The sequence below is a fragment of the Neobacillus sp. K501 genome, assembly GCF_053749995.1.
This window is the reverse complement of sequence record NZ_JBSLYA010000012.1, coordinates 22075-47732: the sequence shown is the minus strand read 5'-3', so window position 1 is coordinate 47732 and position 25658 is coordinate 22075. Positions and strand designations below refer to the sequence as shown.

Sequence of the window (25658 nt, the reverse complement as noted above, 5' to 3'; positions counted from 1 at the left end):
TGAAAAAAATGAAGTAGGCGGTCATCAGAAAAGGAATCTGATTCCCGTGGAGTGAGAAAAATGCGGTTAGCGGTCAACAGATAGGGAATCTGATTCCCGTGGAGTGAGAAGAATAAAGCGGGCGGTCATCAGAAAAGGAATCTGATTCCCGTGGAGTGAGAAAAATAAAGCGGGCGGTCATCAGAAAAGGAATCTGATTCCCGTGGAGTGAGAAAAATAAAGCGGACGGTCATCAGAAAAGGAATCTAATTCCCGTGGAGTGAAAAAAATGAAGTAGGCGGTCATCAGAAAAGGAATCTAATTCCCGTGGAGTGAGAAAAATGCGGTTAGCGGTCAACAGATAGGCGATCTGATTCCCGTGAACTCTGAAAAGTGAGATTAGCAGGTATCAGCTAGAGAACTGTTCTCTACTAATATTAAAAAATCAGGAAATCCACAAGGATTTCCTGATTTTTATTAATAGACGACGACTGGCTCGTAGACATCGAGATTATCATACACGGATTTCATCATACTAGGCGATACGTTGACACAGCCGCCTGACCCCTGCGTTAGATAGGCATTGCTGGCCCAGTTGGTACGCCAGCCTGCATCGTGGAAGCCTTGACCACTGTTTGTAAATGGTGCCCAATAATCGACTTCAACGGAATAATCAGCTTTGCCAACGGCACTGCCCTTCAGTGTGTATGGAGTACGTTTAAAGAGGATATACCAAACTCCTGGTGATGTATCTTCACCCGTGCTATGTTTTCCAGTTACGACATTGGTTGTTAGGACTAAGTTTCCATCTCTATAAAGCCAAATCTTTTGTTCGGCAATGGAAACTTCAGCGTACGTACCGCCAATTCCGTTGTTGGCTGTTGTTTCATAGCCGTATCCCTCACCACTCCAGCCATTCCCTTTAATATTGGAAGCGGAAACCGAAGTTTCGCCTTTTTCAAATGCTTCTTGGACAAGAGTTGTTTCTTTCTCAATATCAAGTGCCCAGCCATAACCTTGGCCTTTCACTTGGATAACCGATCCAGAATGGGTCGTAAAGTTAAAGTTTTTGCCTAAGGTGGAATGTGTCGCATTAATTTCAGCAATTTTATCTTTAATATTTGCTGGGTCAATCGAAATTTCCATCTTTTCAGAGATCGTGGCGTTTTGAATAAGTTCACTTGCCTTTAGTGGATAAACTTTATCTTGTACTTTATATTCAACAGTGGATGCAAGTAACTCTTGTAGTTTTTTCTCTTCGTTTTTTACTATCTCACTGTCTTCTGTGATGGCGCCCAAGATGATAGGCTCCAGCCTAATTTCGCTGGAATACTTTTGTTTTTCATACTCCTTCATAAGGCCTTCAACATCATATTGCTTTCCATCAGTACCCTTGGAGATAACCATTTTTCCTTGTTCTAGACTAACCTTTGCATTTATAGGTGGCGTTAATTTCTGATTCATGGAAATAATCTTTTGTTCGAGCTCCTGTTTCAACGCTTCATTACGATATGGATCCTGCTTGCTAGGGATCAAGGAATAATTTTTCGCCTTGAAGGATGGGAAAAATGTCCATTGCCTTTTTAATAGTTTTTTAACTTCTGGCAGGTCCTGCTCCGTGAATCCCATCTGTGTATCTTTTCCATTTATAATTTGCTCGTCTCCAACATAGACTTCATTTCTTAATACGAAAGATTGCAGCTTTTTTAAGGCTTTATCAGCCGTCATGCCGCTAACCTCTACGCCATTAATCTTACTATTTGCATTAAAGTGGGTTGCCTGAAAAAAGACCAAGGCCCCCAATATAAGAGCGATAATGATGATGCTTGTTGTGATATACTTCCAATTCTTAAACCATTTGACTGGTTTTTTCCGTGACCGGTTCATTTCGTCAACTGATTTTTTTATTGCGTCCCCCACAAATATTCCTCCAAATTACTTTTTACAAACATTACAATAATAATACCTTATTATTAAACTTTTACTACAATTATACTAAAAAATATAAATAAAATCTGCCAATATATGGGGATTTTTAAAGTTTTTCCGAACGTCCAAGTATGGATGGTATTTTTAATTAGCGCGGAATTTCTCACAACCAACTGGTAGTAAAAGGTAACTTTTGAGTTGAAGTCGAAAGATGTTAAGGATCAATAGTACAATCACTATTTATGTTAAAATAGAGCAAGCTATACAATAAAAATGAGGAAGTTTATTAAAGGATGAAAGTAAATAAAAATAAAATAAAATTCATTTGGGGATTATCGATCTTTTTATTATTGTTTTTTCCAAGTGTAAATATCCTAACTTCTTATTTACATATGAATAAGACAATAGAGGAGTCCATCGCTAACCAAAGTCTTGAGGCAGCAACGTCAATCGCTGCTTCAATGGATATTGAAACCTATAAGCAATTCCTTCTTCATCCGGTAGAAAATGAAGATTACTGGGAAACAAGAGAATACCTAAATGATGCCAGAGAAAAAATTGGCGCTTTATATGTATACACACTGGTAATTGATAATCCTGAAGTTTCGACGGCGATGATTATGGGAATGCCTGAGGAAGCTCCCGATAGTTACCCAATAGGCACACCTTGTACGGTACCAGAAGAGCAAGTGAAACGGGCCTTCGAGGGGAAGACATATATAACGGGAATCCTTCAAGATCCGGTATATGGAGATTATTTATCTGTTGGGGCACCGATTAAGGATGATGATGGGAAAGTAATTGGATATTTAGGAATCGATATTAGTGCTAAAAAACTATATAGAATTGAAAGTAAAATTCTAAATAATAGCATGGCTAATCTTGCTTTTAACGCTGTATTTGTCTTAATTGTGCTTGGGTCGTTTTTTGCCCTGCAGAGATGGTACCAAAAAGAGAAGACGATAGAGATTGAAGAAACAGAAGGGACTTATCAGGCAGAGATAAGAACCCTATTATCTTCTGTTCAATCTTTACGGCATGATATGAATAATCATATTCAAGTGATACATGGGTTACTCAGATTAGGGAATACAGAGAGGGCATTAGAATATTTAGATTCCTTATTTAAAGAGGTTCATTCGATTGTACCGGTAAAAAATATAGATAACCCGGGGCTTTCTGTATTATTTCAAACAAAGAAGCTTGCAGCTGAGAATCATAAAATTGATATAGAATTTACGGTATCCAATGCCTCTTTTAATACGATAAAAACCATCGATTTAATCAAAATCCTTTCGAATTTAATCGATAATGCGATTGAGGCGGCAATAGAGCTTCCTGAAGGGGAACGGAAAATTCAAATCGAATGTGAGGCTGATTCCACTCATCATCTATTTAGAATTACGAATACAGGTCCTAAAATTACGGATATGCAATCTATTTTTAAGAGTGGATATACCACCAAAAGGGGAGAACCCGGCAAGGTTAGAGGGCAAGGTTTATTTATTGTACAGGAAACTGTTCATAAATATGCTGGAGAAATATCTTTAGAATCAACGGGTATTTGCACTACAGCAATAGTAAGGATTCCGATAAAAAAATAATCTCAGCACTAACATAAAAAGCGAACAGTGACAGCACTGTTCGCTTTTTATGTGGTTTTTAATTGGATACACGTATCGAATAAGGAACTAGTTTATAGTGAAAAATAAATATTTGATGGATGATCTAGGTTTATCATGGGAAGGTTGGATATTTGAATGTTTATTCCAGAAGAAGCTGCAAAGAAAATCGATGAGGTTTATAAGATACTTGTTTTTGCAGATAAAAAAGATCATGAATTTTGGTTTGAATATGTGTTTCTATCCTGGCAATGGTGGTTTGTTGTCATCCTTACGGTTACCCCGTGGGTTATTTGGTGGAAATTTAGAAAGAAAGATAGCACTCAACGTTTATTATTAGGGGCATTTTTTATGATTATTATGGCGATGTCCCTGGATTCCTTTGGTTCAGAATTAGGATATTGGGATTATAGATTTGAACCACTGCCATTCTTACCATCATTCCTACCTTGGGATTTAAGTCTTCTTCCAGTAAGCTTCCTTTTCATTGTCCAAATAAAACCAACTATTTCACCCATTATAAAAGCCCTTTTCTATTCAACTTTTAGTGTGTTTATAGGAGAGCCTATTTTTGAATGGTTAGGATTTTATCAAATCCTAAACTGGAATCACCTATATTCATTACCGATATATTTTATTCTCTTTCTAATTGGTCACGCTTTTGTTTCAGGTAAGAATTTTCAAGAACTGCGATGAGTGAATTATTTTTTGCTACATCAGTCTTTCCTTTTCTTTCTAAAATAGAGGAAAGACTGATGTTGTTTTTAGTACTCACCTTTAATAACAAAAAACGATCCCCGGATAGTTCCAGCCAGCTTAGACTTCTGCCTGGCAAACTTAAATTTCCCTTCTAACTCATTCGGTACCTCCATCCCCTCAGAAAGCTTAAAACCAACTGCCCGCTTCGGCTTAGGTCCATCAAGTGTATACAAGATGTTGATCGAAAGACCATCCTCATAAAAGACGTACGTCCAGTTAATATTTTCTACCTGAAAACGGGTAGTTTCTAATGGTTTAGCCGCAAATTCAAGACCACGTTCTTCTTTCAAAATTCGATTCACATATTCTAGGGTCTCCGCGCTTTCGCTCGCTGGCACCACCGTAAATTCATGCTTGTATTTGTTCATAAAGTAACGGGCTTCATTTGCACGTAAACCAGCAAGTGTTTCTGCTACGGGTGAGGACTCTAACCCCACCGTAGACACATTTTTAAAATCAACGATATAGGACAAAATTATCGCTCCTCCCTTTATTTCCTAACAACCGGAATCCACATTTCGCCATATACTAAGCCGTTTCGCTGCCCCATAATAACCGATGTATTTGGGCCGCCAACATAGGCAAAATCCTTTGCTTCCGGCAATACTTGACCAAAGGCAATGCCCGTCACCATATTACTCAGCGCTTCATCCGTCTCTGCTTCGCCTTTTACTACTAGGTAATCTCCTTTAGGAAATTGAATTACTCGGGAGGCTTCTGGTAAGGATTCCTCTGTCATGACGCCAGCATAATGCATCATCTTGTTGTTCACTGCTTCATTCACGACAAAAATGTAGTCATTTTTTGCAACAGCTTTTAACTTGTCAAGTGTACCCTCTTGATTGACGGCCGACCAAAAGTCTGACTTTTCCTTTGCTATGCCAGCATAGTCAGTGTAGTTGCTCTTAAGTTCCGTTCCAATTCCTAAAACGGTAAAGCTTTCTTTTTCTTCTAAAGTATAATTTGTCATAATTAATCCATCCCTTTTTTTAAAATTAATCAAATGATTTATCTTTTCACTTGATGAGTTTATAATAATCTTTAATGGTGTCAAAAAGTGATACTGTTTAGGAGGTGCGCGGCTGAATGAAAAAAGTTGAACGGATAAATATCATTATGCGGTATATCAACAACCGTTCCCGCTTTACCATTTCTGAAATTATGCAAGAATTTAACATCTCTCGTTCGACTGCTATTCGAGATATCAGAGAAATTGAAGCAATGGGGATGCCGCTTGTCGCTGAAGTTGGAAGGGATGGGGGCTATTTTGTCATGAATAATTCTGTTCTGCCCACTGTCCGCTTTACCGATAATGAGATAAAGGCTCTTTTTATTGCCTTCATGGCGACAAGAAATCAGCAGCTTCCATATCTAAAGAGCCGTCAGTCTTTAGCTGAAAAATTACTAGGCCTCATTTCAGAACATCAGCAAGATGATCTTGTTCTTTTAAATCAAATTTTGCTTTTTGACGGGACGAACCCCCATAATCCCGACCTACTTGAACTGTCAGACCTGCCCCATCCGATGTTAGAAAAACTCATTCAAATCCTCCTTTCCGATCGCTATTTATGGATGACCATCCAAGAAGAGTCATTTCCCATTCATCTCTTGCACCTTTATCATGAAAAAGGCGTGTGGCTGATTGATGGCTTTGATTTACAGGATGAAAAGAGGAGGATTGTCCCCGTCAATAATCTCACCGATATCAAGCCCTACCCGATGAAAAAAAGATTAAGTGAGAAAAAGATAAGAGAAAAACTAAGCGAGCAGGAAGACGTCATTAACCTTGTCCTTGAACTTGGTCCAAATGCTATCGCTCAGTTCAAAAAATACCATCCATTAAAAGTTTCACTTTCCTATACGAATCCTTTCCAAACCACGGCCATTCTAAAGACTTTTATCAATGTACAAAATCCCGAAGAATTGACCGAAATCATAAATTGGCTGCTTTTCCTAGGTGGGGATATCAAGGCCATGGAAGTGCCAGAAGAAGTCTTAGAAGGTTTACAAGAGAGGTTATTCATATTTTGCCCATAAGCAGTACTGATTAAAACCAAGATAATTTTGAGCTTGGACATTTGCAAATAAACAGGTGAATAATAAAATGGACATGAAAGCAGCTTGGAGTGATTTTTCTAAGCTGCTTCTTGTATGTCATTAATAAAATAGTTTTTCCTGAAGAATATCGAGGGCTTTCTCAATGTCCTCTAAATCTTCCTTTGAGGCCTTTTGGATTCGCTGAAGAAAGCGTGATTCGATCGTCGAGAAGGCTTCGCTCATCATTGATTCCCCAGCTTCTGAGAGACGAATAGATTGTTTTCGTCGATCATCAGGATTATGTATCTTTTTAATTAGATTTTTTTCACTTAACTGTTTAAGCTCACGACTTGTGTTTGGCATCGCCATATTCTGACAATCATTAATTTCGCTTGGAGTTACAGGCTGATTAACGGCGATATATTCAAGAATATTATATTGAACTTGTGAGATTGAATCCGATTTCGCATTTTTGGTTAATTCATGGGTTACGCGATGAACCGAATTTGTAAAAGATACGAGCTTATAAAAAAGAGCATTTTTGTCCATTATTTTCACCTCTTATAGCCCAAGGTAACAAATTTGTTATCAAATTACAATTATCAATTGATAACAAATGAAAAAGGTGCTAATATTTAGTTATCAATTGATAATTAAGGAGGAAGTCTGATGAAGATGTTAATCGTATTTACCTATCCAAATCATAACGGTTTGAATTATGCATTTTTGCAAAAAGTGCTGCAAGGAAGTAATGAAAACCCAAATATTAAGGAGATACAGGTCTTAGATTTATATGAAGAAGGTTTTAATCCATTGCTAGTCTTTAATGAGCAAAAACGAAGAAGAGATATGCATATGGACCCAGGTGTAGAGAAATACAGGAGACAGATATTGTGGGCGGACAAAATTGTGTTTATTTATCCAATCTGGTGGGGGAGACCGCCAGCAATGTTAATGGGGTATATTGATCAGTTATTTGCCTCTAACTTTGCCTATAGTGATAAACAGGGACTTTTCCCAGAAGGGCTTTTGAAAGGAAAGTCTGTTGTATGCGTGTCCACCATGAAAGGCCCTACGCACTATCCATTCCTCTGGCTTCATAACGCACATAAAATTCTAATGAAAAGGGCGTTATTTAATTTTGTGGGAATCAAAAAAGTAAAGTTTTTTGAGTTTGGAAATATGGAAAGTCCAAAGGGAAACCAAGTGAAAAAGCTGGAGAAAGTTTATCAGTATTTTAGGAAACTAGGAAGGGGAAGAACGTTATTGATATGAACATATTTGAGGCACACCAAAGTATTGCTGTGACCGAACTAGTTTTCTTTTTAAAATTCGGGTAACAGCAGAGTCCTTGCTGTGACCGAACTAGCCTTCTTTTTAAAATTTGGGTAACACCAGATACCATTTTCATTTTTTTAGCTGCATTGTCCCTTTTATCCACTCCCGTTTCTATCAACTTGAAACTATCAATAATGCCCCTTAACACAGCCAAATTTTATTCAGTTACGTATCTGATAAAAAGTTTGCATTTCTCTAAGATGCAGTTATTTTCTAAAAATTCCCTTTTTAAAATTCACTTATATTATAATAGTAGTAAAATATTGAAATTTTTGTGGTATGGGGTAGAGAATTCCGGGGACATCCCATTAGATATAAAGAGAGTTAATAGGGGGGAAGCACAATCATGATCCCAGAAAAAATAGGTCCGAGCTTCAACGTTACGATAAACAGTGTGGAATCCATCGTCGATTGGTTTGAACAGCGTAAACAATCGTTCTATCCGCTAGGTTGGTGCTATCTTAGGAGTCAGGAGCAAATGGAAGAGTTGTTTTATCGGACCATTGTAAAAGTCCACAAGGAATTGCCGCGATTTAAACGTGAAACATCATTCGAAACATGGGTTACATACATTTTCGTCCACACTTGCCGGGAGCTTTCCAACGATAGAAGTTTACAAGCTTCAGAGAAACGTGAACCCCGTCTGGAATTATTCAAAGCACTGGATCAATTGGGAGAGTCAGATAAAGATGCGATGGTTCTTACCTATATAAAAGGACTCTCCCAGGAGGAAGCAGCACATCTTCTCCATGTTTCAGTCGAAAAGCTGAAAGAGCATTTGTTTTCCGGAATCCAGTCACTTCGAAAAGAAATGGGGTACGGATCCCTCTTTCATGGCTGTAAAGAGTATCATAAAAATTACATCGATTACTTAGAAAGAACGATGGATCGGTCAAAAAAGGTTGATTTCGAAATACATATTTACCATTGTCAAGACTGTCAGGAGGATCTGGCTGCCTTTCAAGAAGTCATGTTAACCATGGTGAATCTTACTGAAAGAATGAAGGATTTCCATGTGCCATCTAATTTTATGGAGAACATTAAAGCTAGATTGGCTGAAAAGGAAAAGAAAAGACAACAAAAGAACAAGAAACGTATCAAAATCGGCGGCGTTATTGCATGTGTTGTCGCCCTATTAATCGTTTTAGAGGTTTTTACAGGAGCGTTTTCCAAGCTCTACTATACCTGGACAGAAGATAATCAGGAATTGCGTGCCTTTCTGCAACAGGATCTCGGTGAAAGTCTGAACTTAGAAGCGGAAAGTGATGGGGTGAAAATCAAGATTAAGAGTGTGATTGCGGATGATATTCAGACGCTTGTTTTTTATGAAATAGAAGATACAAAAGAAGAGAATCAATATATGATAGATATGAATGAGGGAATTTCTGTGGAGAACCAACTTGAAATCATGGCTCGTGATACATATCCAAGGTACTATCCTCCTGACCCTAATTCAGATGTAAATAACGAAGAAAAGAACGTTTATCGAGGGAAAATTAGTCTGCAGCCTCTCCTCAAGGATAACGGGACCATTAAACTTAATATTTCAAGACTTGAGAAGTTGAACCCTGATTCCTCTGACCGGATTAGTTTGGGGGCTTACGAAATCATGGGATTTGAAACAGGGGAGTGGAACTTCGAGATCCCAGTTACCAAAAAAGCTTCCGTCGAATATGCCTTGAATGGGGAAACGGAAGTCGAGGGGTTCAAGGTTCGATTTGATAAATTAATCATAGCTCCTACAGAAACGATTCTGCATTTTGCTATTCATAATGAGATGCAACAAAAGCAAATACAAGCTCTTAACTTTGACAATCTAGCAGTGAACGATAAAAAACTGAAAGCGGATTTGTATGGCAGTACTTACTCCTTTCAATCAGGGGAAATGATTGGTTTTCAAGCACACTTTGACCCACTTTTTGGAGAAAAACCAAAAGAGGTCAGAGCTCAATTCGGATCTATTCATTTAAATTTTGAAGACCAAAAAACGATCGAACTGGATGCTTCACAGAAATATCCTCAAACCTTTGAATATGCTGGAAGTACGATCTCCATCGACAAGGTGGAAGTGGGACAGCCGTCATGGGTTGTCATAAGCAATCATGATATCAAGAATCGCGCATATGGGTCGCTAAACTTCAATGTTCTGGGGACCGATGAAACTGAAATGGGTTCAATGGAGATGAATTCTGAAGGAGTGTATGTTGATAAAAACGGAAAGGAATACGATATAAATAATATGACTAGGGCAATGGAAGATATCGAGCAGCCTCGATACTTTTTTACAGTTGAAAACATTGGGATGCACAGTAACAAACCTGGAGAAAATGTGATTCCTAAAAGGCTGGAGATTCTTGGATACAGCACAATGAAATATTTGGATGATGTGGTGAAGATATCATTGAAATAAGTAATTTCATAATTGTAATAAAAGCGAACAGTAACAGGTACTGTTCGCTCATTTTTTTTCAAAATGTAATAGTCAATAATAACGAAAAACCCCGTATCTTTACAGGAAAAACGAGAAAATATGATTATGGAATTGTTATTTTATCTTGAGGAATTTAGATTGAAGTGATTTACTTATTTTTTAGCTTGTATATTTCTCTGGAGTGTTCGGAAATCATTTGCTCATAGTACTCAAGGTCCTTTTTTGTAGCAAGAGAAGTTTTAATCTCATTGACATCCGTAGTAAGTATGTCTACTTTATTTTCGAGGCGGTCTATTCTTTCGGTAGTTTCTGAAATCTTAACATTCGTAGCAGCTACGGTTTCAACTAATTGTTGTAATATGTCAGCCTGCCTTTTTTGCTCATGATCAAGATTATTTACCTTTTGCTCCAGGCTATCAAACCTATGCTCCAAGGTATCAAATCTTTGCTCCAGGCTATCAAACCTATGCTCCAAGGTATCAAATCTATGCTCCAGGCTATCAAACTTTTGATCCAGATTATCAAGTTTATCCAATATCAACTGTAGAATTTTTTCCATCATGCTCACCTCCCTCCCTTCATCACTATACCAGAAGAAATGATATCCATCACCAAATATTTACAAAATTCGACTCAGACAGATATGTTGAAATAATGGTACTAATAGTCAATACTTTCGAATCTAGCTAACACATTTTTCCCTATTAAAAGTGTTTCTAATATTATAAATATCATGAATTGTTTTAGAAAATATTGTGAAGCCTCGCCTGTATATCTTTACATTCATCTGTATAGTTATAAAATAACAATGTAGGATGGAATGTGAAGACATGTAAGAGAGGAGATTCGTATAACTATTTATGCTCATTGTTTCACAAACTTACGAGGAGGGTTATGATATGGATCAAAATTCTGTTATGGACTATGAACCGCTTCAAATTGAAGCTTTTGATTTCCGTAGAGCCATGGAAGAGGCATCAAGGTGTTTGCTATGTGAGGATGCCCCGTGTAGTCAAGGCTGTCCGGCCAAAACAGATCCAGGCAAATTTATACGCAGTATCCGGTTTAAAAATGTAAATGGAGCGGCGGAAACCATCCGTGAAAACAATATTCTTGGTGCTAGTTGTGCTCTAATTTGCCCTCAGGAAAAGCTTTGCGAGAAAGAATGCAGCCGTTCAGGAATTGATCGCCCAATCCAGATTGGAAAGCTTCAGCAGTTTGCGATGGAACATGAAAGAAAATTGAATAAGTCCTTTCTTATAAAAAAGGATACATATACTGGAAAAAGTGTTGCCTGCATTGGTGGAGGAGCTGCGAGTCTATCCTGCGCAGCCGATCTTGCCAAAGAAGGTGTTGAGGTAACCATTTTTGATGAGCATAAAAAATTAGGCGGTATGCTCCGATATGTTATTCCGCCATTTCGCCTCCCGGATGCTGTGCTGGAACAGGATATGAGCCAGTTGGAGAAACTTGGCGTTAAATTTGAACTTAATCATAAAATCACTGCCGCTGAACTGGAGAATTTGAAGACGGAATACGACCATGTTTTTGTCGGTACAGGGACATGGGAGGCAAAGAAACTAGCGGTTCCAGGATCTGATCTTCATGGAGTGATCTCTGCGCTTGATTTCTTATCCCAGGCAAAAGAAGGCCATGGTAAAATGCTGCCCCTTGGTGATGTGGTCATTATTGGCGGAGGCGATGTTGGAATGGATTGCGCTGCAACCAGCAAACATCTCGGTGCTTCCTCCATTTATAATGTTTTTCTAGAAACATTGGAGAGCGCACCTGCCGTTCAGAAAGAGAAGGACCTGGTCTTTAAAATGGGGGTCCCGCTAATATCTGAGTTTAAACCAGTTCAATTTATTGGCAATGGAAAAGTTGAACGAGTGAAATTTGAACACATGACCAACGGATCCACGATGGAAATGAAAGCGGATACCGTTATCCTAGCGGTAGGGCAAAAAATACGTGAGGATGCGGAGTCCTTGAAAGAATCCGGGAACATCTTCTCCGGCGGAGATATGGTCAATGGTGGCGACACTGTTGTTAGGGCAATCGGGGAAGGTAGAGAAGCTGCAGCGAAAATTATCGAGTCTTTCTATTAAGGAGGCAGGGAATGACCATGAAAAAAGATTTATCGATAGATTTTTTAGGCGTAAATTGCGAAAATCCGTTCTTTTTGTCATCTTCTCCTGTAGTCAACAACGCTGAACAAATTTCCAAAGCACTTGAAGCAGGCTGGGCAGGTATTTTTTATAAAACGGTTGGGATAACAGGGATGGATGAGTGTTCACCGAGATTTGATACGGTCAATAATGGAGCTCAATCATGGACGGGTTTTAAAAATATGGAGCAAATTTCGGAGATGTCTTTGGAACAGAATGTGGAAGAAATTAAAAAGCTGAAAAGGAAGTTTCCGAATAAAGTGATTGGTGTCAGTATTATGGGATCCACTGAAGAGGAGTGGATTCAAATTACAAAGGCGGTTACGGAGGCAGGAGCGGATATGCTTGAACTGAATTTTTCCTGCCCGCAAATGACAAGCCATGCGATGGGTTCGGACGTTGGTCAAAATCCGGAATTGGTTCGGAAGTATACGCAAGCGGTTGTTGAAAACACTCATCTCCCTGTCGTTGCCAAGATGACGCCCAATATTACCAGGATGACCGTTCCAGCTATTGCGGCTGCCGAGGGTGGAGCCCACGGAATCTCTGCGATTAATACGATAAAGAGTATCACCAATATTGATATGGATAATCTAACAGGAAAGCCTGTCGTTAATGGTAAATCATCGATTTCAGGTTATTCTGGAAATGCAGTCAAACCGATTGCTCTGCGTTTTATTACAGAGTTGACCCAGTGCGAAGAGTTGCAAACGGTTCAGCTTAGTGGGATTGGCGGTATCGAAACATGGCAGGATGCTTTGGAATTTATCCTTCTCGGCTGCCGCAATGTTCAGGTAACCACTTCCGTTATGCAGTATGGTTACAGAATTGTGGAAGATATGATTAGCGGACTGAGTCACTTTATGGATGAACGCGGCGTGGATTCATTGGAGGAACTGGTCGGGATCGCTGTAAAAAATATCATTCCAGCTGAAAACCTAGATCGATCATTCCAAATCATCCCGAGTATCGATGAAAGTAAGTGCGTAGGCTGTGGAAGATGTTATATTTCCTGTTTTGATGGTTCCCACCAGGCCATCGAATGGGATGTTGGAAATAGAAAGCCAATCATACTCGAAGACCGTTGTGTGGGCTGTCATCTTTGTCTGAATGTCTGTCCGGTTCTTAATTGTATCACCCCAGGAGAGGTTGTTTTTAAAAAGGATAGAGATCATAATCGATCTGGGGAAGATATTGTAAAACAATTGGCGTATGTATAAGAAAAAAACATAATATCTAGGTGAAAGGGCGTTGGTAGTTATTTGATACCAGCGTCTTTTTTTGATTAATTCAGCAATAATTCAATTAAATTGACAAATACAGACTGTCACCATAATATAAATCGTATACGATGTATCGTGTGCGATTTATATGAATGAGGAGGAAAGGGATTGGATAGAGCCGTCTTTATTAGGGAATCCGTTGATTTTATCCATCGTTATATGATGAAAAGTCTTCAGAAACAAGCGGAGGAGCATGGAGTAACCGTTCCCCAAGTCAGGGTCATTGCAGATGTGTTTGCTCATAAAACCGTGAGCATTAAACAACTCTCGCAAAATTTGAAAATGACACAAAGTACGGTTTCAGATATTGTGGAGAGATTGATTTCTAAAGGAATTCTAGTGAAAACCCCCAATGCTAAGGATAAACGGATCGTAAATATTACCCTATCTGAAAGACTAGCGAATGATATTAATGATAGCGTATCAGAACTTACCAATAAGTCATTAGTGGGTGTATTAGATCTTTTAACTCCGAATGAACAGGAGATTGTCGAAAAGGGAATGCAGTTAATGGTATCGGCTGTTAAGGAAAAAATGGTAGCAGAAGGAATGGATAATCAGGAATTCTTCGATATTTTGTACTTCTCTGATGAGGGAAAGCGAAAAAAATAAACAGACAACAATGATTTGGGAGGATACAAAGTGAGAACGATTATTAAAGGGCGATGGGCTATTCTTGCAATCTGGTTAATTGCGACAATAGTACTTACTGTTTTCCAGCCAGATGTTAATGCCATCCTGCGAGAAAAAGGACAGCAGGGTACGAGTAGTGATAGTCCATCCGTAATAGCAAACGATATATTGAAGAAAATGGAAACGGCAAAAGGGACAGATAACCTGATTGTTTTTTATGATAAGGATAAAATTTCGCAGGATGAAATGAAAGAAATCGGGGAAACGGTAGAATCAATTAGTGCTAGCAGTTCAAAACTTGGGATCACTGACATGATTGACCCTTTCAGTATGCCCGATGCGAAAAGTTCGTTAGTTTCAAAAGATGGTACGACGCTTATGGTGAGCTATAAGCTTGATAAGAAAGATCGAGAAATCGATGATATCCAAAAACAATTTGAAGAAAAACTGAAGGAAGCACCTGTTGAGTATTATCTTAGCGGGGAAGATTTTATCAATAACGATTATTTAGAAGCGACCCAAGCCGGAGTTGAGAAGAGTGCTGCCTTAACTGTTATTTTCATTTTAGTTGTTCTGATCCTTGCCTTTAGGTCAGTGGTTACACCGATAGTATCTCTCATTACGGTAGCCTTTTCCTACTTAGTTTCCATGGGGATTGCCGCGCAATTAATCGATAAAGCCGGGTTTCCAATTACAAGTTTGACCCAAATGCTTCTAGTCCTAATACTTTTTGGGATTGGGACGGATTATAATATACTTCTTTTTAATCGATTTAAGGAAGAATTATCGCATGGTCACTCTGTAGACGATTCCATTGTTATTACCTATAAAACAGCTGGAAAAACAATTGCTTATAGTATACTCACTGTATTTATTGCTTTCCTTGCGCTTGTTTTTTCCGAATCACCAATCTATCAATCTGGTGTTGTGGTCGTTATCGGTGTCAGTATTCTATTACTTGAAATTTTAACGTTAACTCCTTTTGTAATGAAGGTGTTAGGTAAAAAAATCTTCTGGCCATCCAAAAATGTTGGCGGCCACAAGGAAAACAAGTTCTGGGGAGCAACCTCAACATTTGCAACCAAGCATCCGATTATCATTACAGCCATCATCCTTTTATTAATAGGACCAATGGTGTATCTCCATGAGGAAAAGCTTAACTTTGATACCGTTGGGGAACTTGGAGATAAATATCCTTCCTCAAAAGCGATTAATTTAGTTGCAGAGCATTTTGGGAAAGGACAGTCTATGCCGGCAACGGTTGTCATTGAAAATAGCACAGCACTCGATAATAATGAATCTCTTGCCGTCATCGATAGTGTAACGGAAAAACTCAAAAGCTTAAAGGGTGTAAAAATGGTTTCTTCTGTCACACAACCTCTAGGTGAGAGAATCGATGATTTTTACGTCGATCGTCAAATGGAAAGTGTTACAGATGGATTATCACAAACGCAAGACGGTGTGGACCAAATTTATGATGGATTGCTCGAAGCACAAAACGGACTTGGATCAGCGGACTTTTCTAAGGTCAACGAAATGGTGGATGGTACGGCACAGCTTCAAGACGGAATGGGCGCATTAACGAGCGGGCTACAGCAAATCCAAGCCGGTATCGATGATGGTACAAGTAATCCACAAACGATTACTGGCGGTCTTGCTGCGATTGAAACGAATCTTTCACAGATGAGCAGCGGGGTAGCCCTGCTAGCTGAAAAATATGGAGAGATGCAGGCTGGTTATAAGGAGTTAGGCACCCACTATCAACAAGCAGCACATGCTCTTCTTGGTGTAAAAGGGGCACTTTTTCAAATGCAATCCATGGTAACCGCTCTGGGAAGCAGTTATTCAGACTCCAATACAGATGCCAATTATCAAGGGTTAAAAACAACAATTGATGAACTATCTTCATCTCTAAGTCAAATTACACCTGAAGGTATCAAAGCATTAAATGACAATTACAACGCAGTAACGGCTGGTTTCGATACAGCGAATAAAAATCTCGCAGGCGTGAGCAGTGGTTTAAAGCAATTAACAGATGGTTTGACTAAGCTTAAAGCGGGACTTGGACAAGCTTCAACTGGAATTGGCACGATTGTAACGAATATGAACAGTGTCAATGATGGGCTTGGACAGATGAAATCCGGTCAGCAGCAACTTGTTGATGGCCTAAATGGATTCAGCAGCTTTGGGGAAAGATTATCCGATGTGAATGGCGGCTTGAAGCAAATTTCTGATGGAATTGGTCAAACAAATGGTTACTTAAATCAGCTGAATACGAAGAGTTTCTTTATTCCAGAGGAAGCTTTGAAGGGTGAAGCCTTAAAACCATCATTCGATGCCTTCATGTCTGAAGATAGAAAGATTACCAAGATGACGGTGATTTTGAAGGATGATCCGTATTCAACGGAAGCTTTAAATACGATTAATAAAATAAATTCTACTATCTCAGATGGTTTAAACGGTACCATTCTTTCAGATGCTAAGAGTGGAACAGCTGGATCAAGTGCCACAACCAATGATATGAATGATGTATTGTCTAGAGATTTGAGTAAAACAACGATCATTGTCATTATAGGAGTATTGCTTGTCCTGTTCGTTGTAATTAGATCCTTCTGGACACCAGTTTTCATCACAGCATCCCTTGTAGGTTCATACTATGCAGCGATGTTCCTGGTAAACTTTATTTTTATTGATTTACTAGGGTATGAGGGGCTTTCGTCCTTTGTTCCGTTCTTCTCCTTTATTATCATTGTCTCTTTGGGAGTAGATTATAGTATCTTCTTAATGATGCGCTTTAAGGAATATCCAGAGCTTGCACCTAAAGAGGCCATTGTATTAGCTTCTAGACAAATAGGAGGAGTGATTATAGCAGCAGTCGTTATCCTTGGAGGGACTTTTGCAACACTGATGCCTGCTGGAATCGTTCTTTTATCTGAATTGGCGATAGCAGTCATTACTGGACTTGTCGTCCTATGCTTTATCATGCTTCCTATCTTTGTTCCAGCCTTGATGGCCCTTCCGGAATCACTAGCAAAAGTTTTTTCTAGGAAAAAGGATGGAAAGCTAAATTTGGATAAAAAAGTAGCGTAACGAATGTGAAAAAAGCTTGACTCTCTTTCGAAATTACCGGAAGAGAGTCTTTTTTTATAAACAGATATTTTCCATTCCTCCTTGTGGATTTTGTATTTTTGGAAATGATAAGAGGGAAAAACAAAAGACTTTATAAAGGAGTATTCATAAATGAGTGAAGATCTAAAAGAAAAAGTGCTTAAAATTATTTCCGATCATCGAACAGGGGTCTTATCATCCGTTGAAAATAATAAACCTCATACCCGATATATGACGTTTTATCATGACAATTTAACGTTATATACCCCAACAAAAAAGGATACTGAGAAAATCGAGGAAATCGAAAAAAATCCAGCTGCTTCTGTATTGTTAGGTTATGAAAAGAATGGACAAAGTGATGCTTATGTAGAAATCACGGGGACAGCGTCTATTAATGAATCAAACGAATTGAAAAACCAATATTGGGATGAATCGTTTAACCAATGGTTTGACGGTCCAGAGGATCCAAATTACGTGTTTCTTCAAATAAAGCCTGAAACGGTCCGTTTATTGAATATGAGTGGGGAGCCAGCTCAAGAACTTAATTTTTGAGCAGTATTTCTTATACAAGAAAAACCGCCGTCTTGATTGACAGCGGTTCTTTCTTAATTGTGATAATCTTACTTACTTGCTAGTTGAACCTTTTTAAGGTCAACCGCCTTAAGGTCGAAGCGGTCTGCATTCATGACCTTGACCCAGGCAGCAACAAAGTCACGTACAAATTTCTCTTTGTTATCGTTTTGAGCATACACTTCGGCAAGAGCACGAAGAACAGAGTTTGAACCGAACACGAGGTCCACTCTAGTTGCTGTACGCACGACTTCACCAGTCTTGCGATCACGTCCTTCATAGACGTTTGCACCTACAGGTTTCCACTGAACGCCCATGTCAAGCAAGTTCACAAAGAAGTCATTTGTAAGGGTGCCTACGCGATCCGTGAATACACCGTGCTGTGAACCGCCATAATTTGTGCCTAATACACGCATTCCACCAATAAGAACAGTCAATTCTGGTGCAGTTAGGTTTAAGAGTTGAGCTTTATCGATTAAAAGCTCCTCTGGGCTTACACTATATTGTTTCTTTTGATAATTGCGGAAACCATCAGCAACTGGCTCTAGCACATCAAAGCTTTCTGCATCTGTTTGCTCTTGTGTGGCATCACCACGTCCAGGAGCAAAAGGTACAGTTATGTCAAAGCCTGCATCCCGCGCTGCTTTTTCAATTGCGGCACTACCTCCGAGTACAATCAAATCGGCAATGCTTACTTTTTTCTCTAGATCCTTTTGGATGCCTTCCAATACTTGAAGCACTTGTGCAAGCTGTTCTGGCTGATTCACTTCCCAATCCTTCTGTGGAGCAAGACGGATGCGGGCGCCATTTGCACCGCCACGATGATCGGAACCGCGATAAGTACTAGCAGAAGCCCAAGCGGTTGTTACAAGCTTACTGACAGTTAGTCCAGAGTCAAGAATTTTTGCCTTGATCTCAGCAACATCAGCATCGGATAAATCATAATTACCTGCTGGAACAGGATCTTGCCAGACAAAATCTTCTTCTGGAACTTCTGGACCTAGATACCTTGCTTTTGGACCCATATCACGGTGTAAAAGTTTGAACCATGCACGAGCAAAGGCATCTGCAAACTCATCCGGATTGGCATGGAAACGACGAGCAATCTTCTCATACACAGGATCGTAGCGTAAAGCCATATCTGCTGTGGTCATCATCGTTGGTACTTTAATGGATGCATCTTCTGCATCAGGTGCAAGATCTTTCTCGTCTGGATCGACAATATGCCAGATCCAGGCACCTGCAGGACTCTTTGTAAGCCACCATTCATATCCAAATAATAAATCGAAGTAACCATTATCCCACTGTGTTGGATTCGCTGTCCAAGCTCCTTCAATACCGCTGCCGATCGTATCACGGCCTTTACCACTTCCGTAAGAGCTTTGCCAGCCTAATCCTTGTAGTTCAATAGGAGCAGCCTCTGGCTCTGGACCAACATGAGAAGCATCTCCGGCACCGTGTGCCTTACCAAATGTATGGCCGCCGGCGATTAGGGCCAATGTTTCTTCATCGTTCATTCCCATTCGTGCAAAGGTTTCACGAATGTCGCGAGCCGAAGCAATTGGATCTGGCTTGCCGTTTGGACCTTCTGGGTTAACATAGATAAGCCCCATCTGAACAGCAGCAAGTGGATTCTCAAGGTCACGTTCACCCGTGTAGCGATTATCAGCAAGCCATTCAGTTTCAGTACCCCAGTAGATATCTTCTTCTGGATGCCAAATGTCAGCACGTCCTGCTCCAAAACCAATGGTTGGACCTCCCATGTCTTCAATCGCCACATTACCTGCTAGGACAAGCAAGTCTGCCCAAGAGATTTTATTACCATACTTTTGCTTAACTGGCCAAAGGAGTCGTCGCGCTTTATCAAGACTAACGTTATCAGGCCAGCTGTTAAGCGGAGCAAAACGTTGATTACCAGTTCCGCCGCCACCACGGCCATCGCCTGTACGGTATGTACCTGCTGCATGCCAAGACATACGGATGAAGAATGGACCATAATGTCCGTAATCTGCAGGCCACCAATCTTGACTGTCTTTCATTAAATCGCGAAGATCCTGCTTAAGAGCAGCATAGTCTAGCTTTTTAAATTCTTCAGCATAATCAAAGTCTTCTCCCATAGGGTTAGACTTTTTGTCATGCTGATGGAGAATATTTAAGTTTAACGCATTTGGCCACCAGTCTCGATTGGAAGTGCCACTTGATTTAATACTCGTAGCACCCCCGTGAAACGGGCATCCTTCAATTTTAGCATTGTCTTTAGCATCCATACCTTTATCTCTCCTTCTGTGTAATTTTAGTATTATATAATTATGAATCTAGTTTTTAGAACCAGATTATAATAATTATCATATAAACATTATAATAAAATTCAGAATAAAATGAAAGTAATAAAAGTTATGAGAATGAATATATGATTGGATCAAGAGTTGTTATGGTGAATTAGGAGTCTTAATTATGTAGTTTCATAGCTAAAGTAATTGATGAGTAGTGATAGACGGTACTTTCTAAACAAAAGAAGTATATTCATAGAGGTAAAGAAAAAATAATAATTAGTAACTTGAATATAGTGGTAACTTTTTAGATTATTGAAAATATATACCCATACAACCATTCTAATGAAATTTAGTGATAATAGGCAAGTTAAAAGGATATCCATTAAGGAATGTTTCCCAAATCAATTCAAATAATGGTCATAATTGATTAATATCCTTTGGCGTAACAGCTTGATTCGATATGAGGGGAAGAGTTGCGAAATCGTTCGACAGGAGGATCCGGATCAGTGATTTCGCAATGGATTATTTGGCAGTATGGAGGAGCAGGAAACCATAAGGACGGCGCTGTGGTTTTTTGGAAAAGAGGCAACCTCGTTAAGTAGCGAACAGTGATCGACACTGTTCGCTTTTTCTATAACCGTTTGATAAAGGCTAGCTTTGTGGATTTCGATGGTAGCGATCCCTAAATCAGACAGTCCCATTCCGAAAGACTTAAGAACGTTGTAAATATGGAATGACAGTCTTTTTAAGTTCATATTCAGTTCATAATCGTAGTTTATCATCTCCATATCATCAGTAATGATCAAGAAGGAGGATCAACATTGAATAATCTATACCGTAAGAATACATTGACAGACAAAGGGGATTGGGCCATTGAAGCGCGCGGATTAGTCAAAACGTTTGGCGATAACCGTGCGGTTGACAGCGTAGATTTGAATGTACGCGCTGGTACGATCTACGGAGTACTTGGGCCGAATGGGGCAGGGAAGACGACCACAATCAGAATGCTGGCTACTCTACTGCGGCCGGACGCTGGTTCTGCCCGTATCTTTGGACACGACGTGGTGAAGGAGTCACAGATTGTCCGCCAATTAATCGGTGTCACGGGTCAGTATGCTTCTGTTGATGAGTCCCTTAGTGCTACCGAGAATCTAATCATCTTTTCTCGGCTGTTAGGTTTAGGGCGTGCAGAGGCCCGTCGTAAGGCATCAGATTTGCTAGAGGAATTTGGTTTAACGGAAGCTGCGAAGCGTCCATTGAAAAATTTCTCTGGAGGCATGCGGCGCAGGCTGGATCTGGCTGCGAGCCTCATCGCCCAGCCACCGCTGATATTTTTAGATGAGCCGACAACCGGACTTGACCCGCGAACACGGAATCAAATGTGGGATACAATCCGCCGCTTGGTAAAATCAGGTTCAACGGTCTTGTTAACGACGCAGTATCTTCAAGAAGCAGATGAACTGGCTGACCGAATCGCTGTCATTGATCGCGGCCGTGTAGTCGCAGAGGGCACAGCGAATGAACTGAAGGAGTCCGTTGGTAACTCATCACTGCATTTGAGTATCCAAAATACGCAGGACATCCCAGAAGCAAGGCATCTTGTTGAACGAGTCCTTAATGTCCATTCAGCTGTTTCAGCTGAAGGCGGACAGATTATGGCTCCAATGGCGGATGCTGACCGGGTTGCCGACTTGTTGATTGCTATGCGGGAAGCGAGAATCCAACTGGCTGAATTGAGTGTACAGAAGCCTTCTCTAGATGAGGTCTTTTTAACTCTCACCGGCCATGGTGTAAAAGAGGATGAATCAATGGCGTCCGATAAATTGAAACAAGAAAGGGAAGTAAGAGTATGAAAACTAATGCGATGAAGCCGGCTGCTGAAATCCAGCTCCGCAATAAATTGAGCTTCAGGCAAACGGTACGAAACTCATTCACAATGGCGTACCGCGGCTTGTTAAAAATACGGCGTACGCCGGAGCAATTGTTTGATGTCACATTCCAGCCGATTATTTTTACTTTGATGTTTACGTATATCTTTGGTGGAGCGATCGCCGGGGATGTACAAAATTATTTGCCGATTATCATTCCTGGTATCCTCGTACAGACGGTAATCGGAACTTCGATTGTCACCGGTGTTCAACTGCGGGAGGACATGGATAAGGGGGTATTCGATCGGTTTAAGTCACTGCCGATTGCCCGTATTGCCCCGCTTGCGGGAGCCTTGCTGGCTGATACGATTCGTTATACGATTGCCACCGTGCTCACGTTCACGATGGGATATATCATGGGTTATCGCCCAGAAGGCGGTCTAGGCTATGTCGCCATCGCCGCGCTTCTAGTGATTGTGTGTTCGTGGTGTGTCAGCTGGATCTTTGCCTTTTTTGGCGTGATTGCCCGCACGGCTTCAAGCGTACAAGGGATCTCAATGCTCATTCTGTTTCCGCTCACATTTCTTTCCAATGCTTTTGTGCCGGCAGAAACACTGCCTGACTGGCTCCAATGGTTTGTGAAGTTTAATCCCATCTCCCATCTCGTCACGGCTGTCCGAGATCTGACCAACTCTGGCACCATGGGTTGGGACCTTGCGGTTTCGCTCATTGGCGCTGTGGTAATTGTTGCGGTCTTTGCCCCGATCACAATCCGTGCATATATGCGCCAGACATAGTTGTGAGATGGAAATAAAGGTGTAAACTATAATTAAATTACAGAAAGGAATCGCCTGCTGCTTGGCGGTTCTTTTTTAAAAAAAAAGGCTCTGTTATTTTTCATGGTTGATTTTCGTTTTGGTATGAGAATTCATAAGGGAAGAATTTTCCGTTAATGCCTATATAGGAAGCCTATGAAGCCAAAATAAGCGAAGTAATTTCGCTTAAATGCTCTTAATAAGTCAAAATCTAAGGATTTTGATCATATAAGCGAAAAAACTTCCCTTATGAAGAAGGAAATATGGGTATTTCCCAAAATAAACGAAAATTTTCCGTTTATTTTTCAAACTCGGAAAAATAAACATTCAATTATAATAGAGCCTAAAAAAAGGACGGAATAACATGGCCAAAGTATTAATCGTTGACGATGATCCGCACATCCGGGAATTAATCCATATCATCCTTTCAAAAGAAGGACTATCCATTGCTGAGGCGGCTGACGGAAAAGCCGCGCTATCCTTACTCGAAACAGAAAAAGTTGATTTGATTATACTTGATATTATGATGCCGAATATGGACGGCTGGGCCTTTTGCCAGGAAGTCCGAACCTATTATTCCGATACATTACCTATCTTAATGTTGACGGCTAAAGGGGAGACGGCTCAAAAAGTAAAAGGCTTTGATCTTGGGGCTGATGATTATTTGGTTAAACCATTTGCCGCTGCTGAGCTGGCAGCACGGGTCAAATCACTGCTTAAACGGTTTCAAATAACCGTCTCGAATCGAATTGAAATCGGAAATGTCGTGATTGACCGTTCTTCCTACACTGTATCGGTGGGGAAGGAGGGCATTACTTTACCAATGAAAGAATTTGAACTGTTGTTTAAGCTGGCAACACAACCACAAAAAACTTTTTCTAGGGAACAACTAATTGAAGATATTTGGGGCTTTGATTATGAAGGGGATGAACGGACTGTGGACGTCCACATAAAACGGCTGCGCCAGCGATTTTCTCAAGAGGATTGTTTATTTAAAATCACGACGATTCGCGGGCTGGGCTATCGTTTGGAGGTGGCACGTTGAATGCGCTCGAAATGCTAAAACGAATTGTCGGTTTTTTAGCTGTCACAGTTTCTCTCCTTGTAGGATGGTCTTGTGCCTATTGGTTAACACCAATATTGTATGAGGCGATTGATTATGTCCCGCCCGAATTAATTAGACAACTTATCAACTCCATCTTAGGATTTTTACTATTTGGATTCTGTGTGTATTTTATTACACATATACCATGGGTAAAAGCGCGGCAAGAAAAAGCGTGGCATCCGCTTTTTCAAGCCATGAAAATGATGGCGGAAGGAAACTTTAATATTGATCTTTCTTATTATAGGAAGCAATTACGGGGCCGAGATGATCATCCATATTCTAAGATTATTGGAAGCATTAGCGAGATGGCAGATAAACTGGGAGAAATGGAGGAAATGCGCCAAGAGTTTATCTCGAATGTCTCGCATGAAATCCAATCACCATTAACGTCTATAAGTGGGTTTGCCCATGCATTGAAGAACGATGACTTAAGTCGTCAGGAACGCAATCATTACCTGCAAATCATTGAAATGGAAAGTAATCGGCTTTCGAAATTGAGCGAAAATCTATTAAAACTGACTTCTCTAGAGTCCGATCACGTTCCTTTCGAGCTTAAAAGCTATCGATTAGACCGTCAGCTTCGGCGAATCATTCTTGCCAATGAACCACAATGGGCGGAAAAAGAGATCAATATGGATGTCTCTCTTGAGTGTGTAACGATAACAGCTGATGAGGATTTGATGGATCAAGTATGGATTAATTTAATTCATAACAGTATTAAATTTACACCACATTCAGGCACCATCACGGTTGAAGCCTTCCAAGCATCTGCCAACCAGCTAATCGTCAAAATCAAAGATACTGGAATGGGCATGAATAAAGATGAAATGATGCACATGTTTGAGCGATTTTATAAGGCGGATCAATCGAGAAATCGCCAATTTGGAGGCAACGGGCTTGGCCTCGCCATTGTCAAAAAAATAATTGATTTACACGGAGGCAAGATCCAAGTCCAAAGCGAACCAGAAAAAGGAACAGAAATAACCGTAACCCTCAGGTGATCCATAGGGACGGTTCTAGTGGTATCGGTATGTACGAGTAGGACCGTCACTTATGTGTTGTTCGATTTAACTTGTCCACACCCACTCTAGTGTGAACGAATATATTGGTAGTATCGAAGATAAAAGGGGGGAAATTGATATGTCAAGTAACAGCAAAAGGGATAAAAAAATTACAGAACAAAATAATGAGATTGTAGAAGAGGGACCAAAGAAGCAAGAAGATAATGGCTGTAACATCACAATTAACATTTCTTACACCATTAATATTGGCAACAAGGAAATCTATATAGAACAAAGAGCAGAGGGAGGCGGGCAGATAAATAAGCATGTCGGGACAAACGCAAACCAAGGCGGGCAAAATGCGATTGATCATAGTGAGTCAAAAAATGATCAATCTAATTTCGCAGATGGCAATGGAAGAAGTGGTATTGCCGGAAATGATAATGATGAAGCGGGTGGACAGCAGGGTATCAAAGTAAGAGACAGTATCGTGAAGAAGAGCATCATCGAATCATCTTCTGAGCAAGACGAAAGTTCGATTCCTCCGGATGAAGAAACGGATGAAGAAAATAACTAATACGTGTAATAAATCAGAAGGACTCATTCAATGCCCGTAATCAAATAAATTGCGGGATTTAACATGATTAATTTTAGTGAAAAGATAGCAGAATTCCAATTAAGGATTGGCCGGTATCAGAACCGCTCCTATGGTTCTGATATAATAGATTTAATGATAGGT

General features: G+C 40.1%; 21 protein-coding genes. 15 read left to right on the top strand and 6 right to left on the bottom strand.

The window, feature by feature from the left end:
• Nucleotides 1-456: 456 nt before the first annotated feature.
• Nucleotides 457-1866 carry a L,D-transpeptidase family protein gene (locus tag ACWM35_RS21840; RefSeq protein WP_454821064.1) on the bottom strand — a complete coding sequence of 470 codons (1410 nt, stop codon included), beginning with the start codon at nt 1864-1866 and terminating at the stop codon, nt 457-459.
• Nucleotides 1867-2201: 335 nt separating this feature from the next.
• Between ACWM35_RS21840 and ACWM35_RS21835 the strand changes: the two genes are divergently transcribed.
• Together ACWM35_RS21835 and ACWM35_RS21830 are read left to right on the top strand one after the other, a co-directional pair.
• The gene (locus ACWM35_RS21835; protein WP_454821015.1) at nt 2202-3512 is read left to right on the top strand and encodes a GHKL domain-containing protein; all 1311 of its coding nucleotides are present in this window, start codon (nt 2202-2204) and stop codon (nt 3510-3512) included.
• A gap of 156 nt (nt 3513-3668) precedes the next feature.
• Nucleotides 3669-4226: a CBO0543 family protein gene (locus tag ACWM35_RS21830; RefSeq protein WP_454821014.1), complete on the top strand. Its 558-nt coding sequence runs from the start codon at nt 3669-3671 to the stop codon at nt 4224-4226.
• Nucleotides 4227-4294: 68 nt separating this feature from the next.
• Here ACWM35_RS21830 and ACWM35_RS21825 read toward each other — a convergent pair whose 3' ends face one another.
• A complete protein-coding gene (locus ACWM35_RS21825; RefSeq protein WP_454821013.1) occupies nt 4295-4762 on the bottom strand; it encodes a phage tail protein in 468 nt (155 codons plus the stop codon).
• Between the two features lie 17 nt (nt 4763-4779).
• Nucleotides 4780-5259, bottom strand: a complete 480-nt coding sequence (locus tag ACWM35_RS21820) for a GyrI-like domain-containing protein (RefSeq protein WP_454821012.1) — start codon at nt 5257-5259, stop codon at nt 4780-4782.
• Nucleotides 5260-5375: 116 nt separating this feature from the next.
• Between ACWM35_RS21820 and ACWM35_RS21815 the strand changes: the two genes are divergently transcribed.
• Entirely contained in the window at nt 5376-6326 is a 951-nt protein-coding gene (locus ACWM35_RS21815) for a helix-turn-helix transcriptional regulator (RefSeq protein ID WP_454821011.1), read from the top strand.
• A gap of 120 nt (nt 6327-6446) precedes the next feature.
• On the opposite strand, the gene ACWM35_RS21810 is transcribed toward ACWM35_RS21815, so the two are convergent.
• Nucleotides 6447-6875: a MarR family winged helix-turn-helix transcriptional regulator gene (locus tag ACWM35_RS21810; RefSeq protein ID WP_454821010.1), complete on the bottom strand. Its 429-nt coding sequence runs from the start codon at nt 6873-6875 to the stop codon at nt 6447-6449.
• 120 nt (nt 6876-6995) lie between these two features.
• Here ACWM35_RS21810 and ACWM35_RS21805 point away from each other — a divergent pair, with 120 nt between their 5' ends.
• Both ACWM35_RS21805 and ACWM35_RS21800 read left to right on the top strand, forming a co-directional pair.
• On the top strand, nt 6996-7601 hold the full coding sequence (locus ACWM35_RS21805) for an NAD(P)H-dependent oxidoreductase (protein ID WP_454821009.1): 606 nt from the start codon (nt 6996-6998) through the stop codon (nt 7599-7601).
• A gap of 409 nt (nt 7602-8010) precedes the next feature.
• On the top strand, nt 8011-10074 hold the full coding sequence (locus ACWM35_RS21800) for a sigma-70 family RNA polymerase sigma factor (RefSeq protein WP_454821008.1): 2064 nt from the start codon (nt 8011-8013) through the stop codon (nt 10072-10074).
• A gap of 169 nt (nt 10075-10243) precedes the next feature.
• Here the strand turns inward: ACWM35_RS21800 and ACWM35_RS21795 are convergent, their stop codons facing one another.
• Nucleotides 10244-10654, bottom strand: a complete 411-nt coding sequence (locus ACWM35_RS21795; RefSeq protein WP_454821007.1) for a hypothetical protein — start codon at nt 10652-10654, stop codon at nt 10244-10246.
• Between the two features lie 340 nt (nt 10655-10994).
• On the opposite strand from ACWM35_RS21795, the gene ACWM35_RS21790 reads away from it, so the two are divergent.
• From ACWM35_RS21790 to ACWM35_RS21770, 5 genes are all read left to right on the top strand, one after another.
• Nucleotides 10995-12203: an FAD-dependent oxidoreductase gene (locus tag ACWM35_RS21790; protein ID WP_454821006.1), complete on the top strand. Its 1209-nt coding sequence runs from the start codon at nt 10995-10997 to the stop codon at nt 12201-12203.
• Nucleotides 12204-12214: 11 nt separating this feature from the next.
• Entirely contained in the window at nt 12215-13483 is a 1269-nt protein-coding gene (gene preA / locus ACWM35_RS21785) for an NAD-dependent dihydropyrimidine dehydrogenase subunit PreA (protein WP_454821005.1), read from the top strand.
• 171 nt (nt 13484-13654) lie between these two features.
• Nucleotides 13655-14158, top strand: coding sequence for a MarR family winged helix-turn-helix transcriptional regulator (locus ACWM35_RS21780; protein ID WP_454821003.1), 504 nt, complete (start codon nt 13655-13657; stop codon nt 14156-14158).
• 30 nt (nt 14159-14188) lie between these two features.
• Entirely contained in the window at nt 14189-17269 is a 3081-nt protein-coding gene (locus tag ACWM35_RS21775) for an MMPL family transporter (protein ID WP_454821002.1), read from the top strand.
• 150 nt (nt 17270-17419) lie between these two features.
• The gene (locus tag ACWM35_RS21770) at nt 17420-17839 is read left to right on the top strand and encodes a pyridoxamine 5'-phosphate oxidase family protein (RefSeq protein ID WP_454821001.1); all 420 of its coding nucleotides are present in this window, start codon (nt 17420-17422) and stop codon (nt 17837-17839) included.
• A 68-nt stretch (nt 17840-17907) separates the two neighbouring features.
• Here ACWM35_RS21770 and katG read toward each other — a convergent pair whose 3' ends face one another.
• The gene (gene katG, locus ACWM35_RS21765) at nt 17908-20124 is read right to left on the bottom strand and encodes a catalase/peroxidase HPI (protein WP_454821000.1); all 2217 of its coding nucleotides are present in this window, start codon (nt 20122-20124) and stop codon (nt 17908-17910) included.
• Nucleotides 20125-20951: 827 nt separating this feature from the next.
• Between katG and ACWM35_RS21760 the strand changes: the two genes are divergently transcribed.
• From ACWM35_RS21760 to ACWM35_RS21740, 5 genes are all read left to right on the top strand, one after another.
• Nucleotides 20952-21983 (top strand): ATP-binding cassette domain-containing protein, encoded by a 1032-nt coding sequence (locus tag ACWM35_RS21760; protein WP_454820999.1) that lies wholly within the window; start codon nt 20952-20954, stop codon nt 21981-21983.
• Nucleotides 21980-22795 carry an ABC transporter permease gene (locus tag ACWM35_RS21755; protein WP_454820998.1) on the top strand — a complete coding sequence of 272 codons (816 nt, stop codon included), beginning with the start codon at nt 21980-21982 and terminating at the stop codon, nt 22793-22795. The genes ACWM35_RS21760 and ACWM35_RS21755 overlap by 4 nt, the downstream gene beginning before the upstream one ends.
• A 382-nt stretch (nt 22796-23177) precedes the next feature.
• Nucleotides 23178-23858: a response regulator transcription factor gene (locus ACWM35_RS21750; protein ID WP_454820997.1), complete on the top strand. Its 681-nt coding sequence runs from the start codon at nt 23178-23180 to the stop codon at nt 23856-23858.
• A complete protein-coding gene (locus tag ACWM35_RS21745) occupies nt 23855-24919 on the top strand; it encodes a sensor histidine kinase (RefSeq protein WP_454820996.1) in 1065 nt (354 codons plus the stop codon). The genes ACWM35_RS21750 and ACWM35_RS21745 overlap by 4 nt, the downstream gene beginning before the upstream one ends.
• 139 nt (nt 24920-25058) lie before the next feature.
• The gene (locus ACWM35_RS21740) at nt 25059-25496 is read left to right on the top strand and encodes a hypothetical protein (protein WP_454820995.1); all 438 of its coding nucleotides are present in this window, start codon (nt 25059-25061) and stop codon (nt 25494-25496) included.
• Nucleotides 25497-25658 lie beyond the last annotated feature (162 nt).

Excerpts from the sequence above, each read along its gene's own strand:
- ACWM35_RS21770 (WP_454821001.1), top strand. The coding sequence starts at position 17,420 with ATGAGTGAAGATCTAAAAGAAAAAGTGCTTAAAATTATTTCCGATCAT.
- ACWM35_RS21840 (WP_454821064.1), bottom strand. The coding sequence starts at position 1,866 with ATGAACCGGTCACGGAAAAAACCAGTCAAATGGTTTAAGAATTGGAAG.
- ACWM35_RS21740 (WP_454820995.1), top strand. The coding sequence starts at position 25,059 with ATGTCAAGTAACAGCAAAAGGGATAAAAAAATTACAGAACAAAATAAT.
- ACWM35_RS21815 (WP_454821011.1), top strand. The coding sequence starts at position 5,376 with ATGAAAAAAGTTGAACGGATAAATATCATTATGCGGTATATCAACAAC.
- ACWM35_RS21830 (WP_454821014.1), top strand. The coding sequence starts at position 3,669 with ATGTTTATTCCAGAAGAAGCTGCAAAGAAAATCGATGAGGTTTATAAG.
- ACWM35_RS21755 (WP_454820998.1), top strand. The coding sequence starts at position 21,980 with ATGAAAACTAATGCGATGAAGCCGGCTGCTGAAATCCAGCTCCGCAAT.
- ACWM35_RS21790 (WP_454821006.1), top strand. The coding sequence starts at position 10,995 with ATGGATCAAAATTCTGTTATGGACTATGAACCGCTTCAAATTGAAGCT.
- ACWM35_RS21820 (WP_454821012.1), bottom strand. The coding sequence starts at position 5,259 with ATGACAAATTATACTTTAGAAGAAAAAGAAAGCTTTACCGTTTTAGGA.
- ACWM35_RS21805 (WP_454821009.1), top strand. The coding sequence starts at position 6,996 with ATGAAGATGTTAATCGTATTTACCTATCCAAATCATAACGGTTTGAAT.
- ACWM35_RS21810 (WP_454821010.1), bottom strand. The coding sequence starts at position 6,875 with ATGGACAAAAATGCTCTTTTTTATAAGCTCGTATCTTTTACAAATTCG.
- ACWM35_RS21835 (WP_454821015.1), top strand. The coding sequence starts at position 2,202 with ATGAAAGTAAATAAAAATAAAATAAAATTCATTTGGGGATTATCGATC.
- preA (WP_454821005.1), top strand. The coding sequence starts at position 12,215 with ATGACCATGAAAAAAGATTTATCGATAGATTTTTTAGGCGTAAATTGC.
- ACWM35_RS21795 (WP_454821007.1), bottom strand. The coding sequence starts at position 10,654 with ATGGAAAAAATTCTACAGTTGATATTGGATAAACTTGATAATCTGGAT.
- ACWM35_RS21800 (WP_454821008.1), top strand. The coding sequence starts at position 8,011 with ATGATCCCAGAAAAAATAGGTCCGAGCTTCAACGTTACGATAAACAGT.
- ACWM35_RS21750 (WP_454820997.1), top strand. The coding sequence starts at position 23,178 with ATGGCCAAAGTATTAATCGTTGACGATGATCCGCACATCCGGGAATTA.
- katG (WP_454821000.1), bottom strand. The coding sequence starts at position 20,124 with ATGGATGCTAAAGACAATGCTAAAATTGAAGGATGCCCGTTTCACGGG.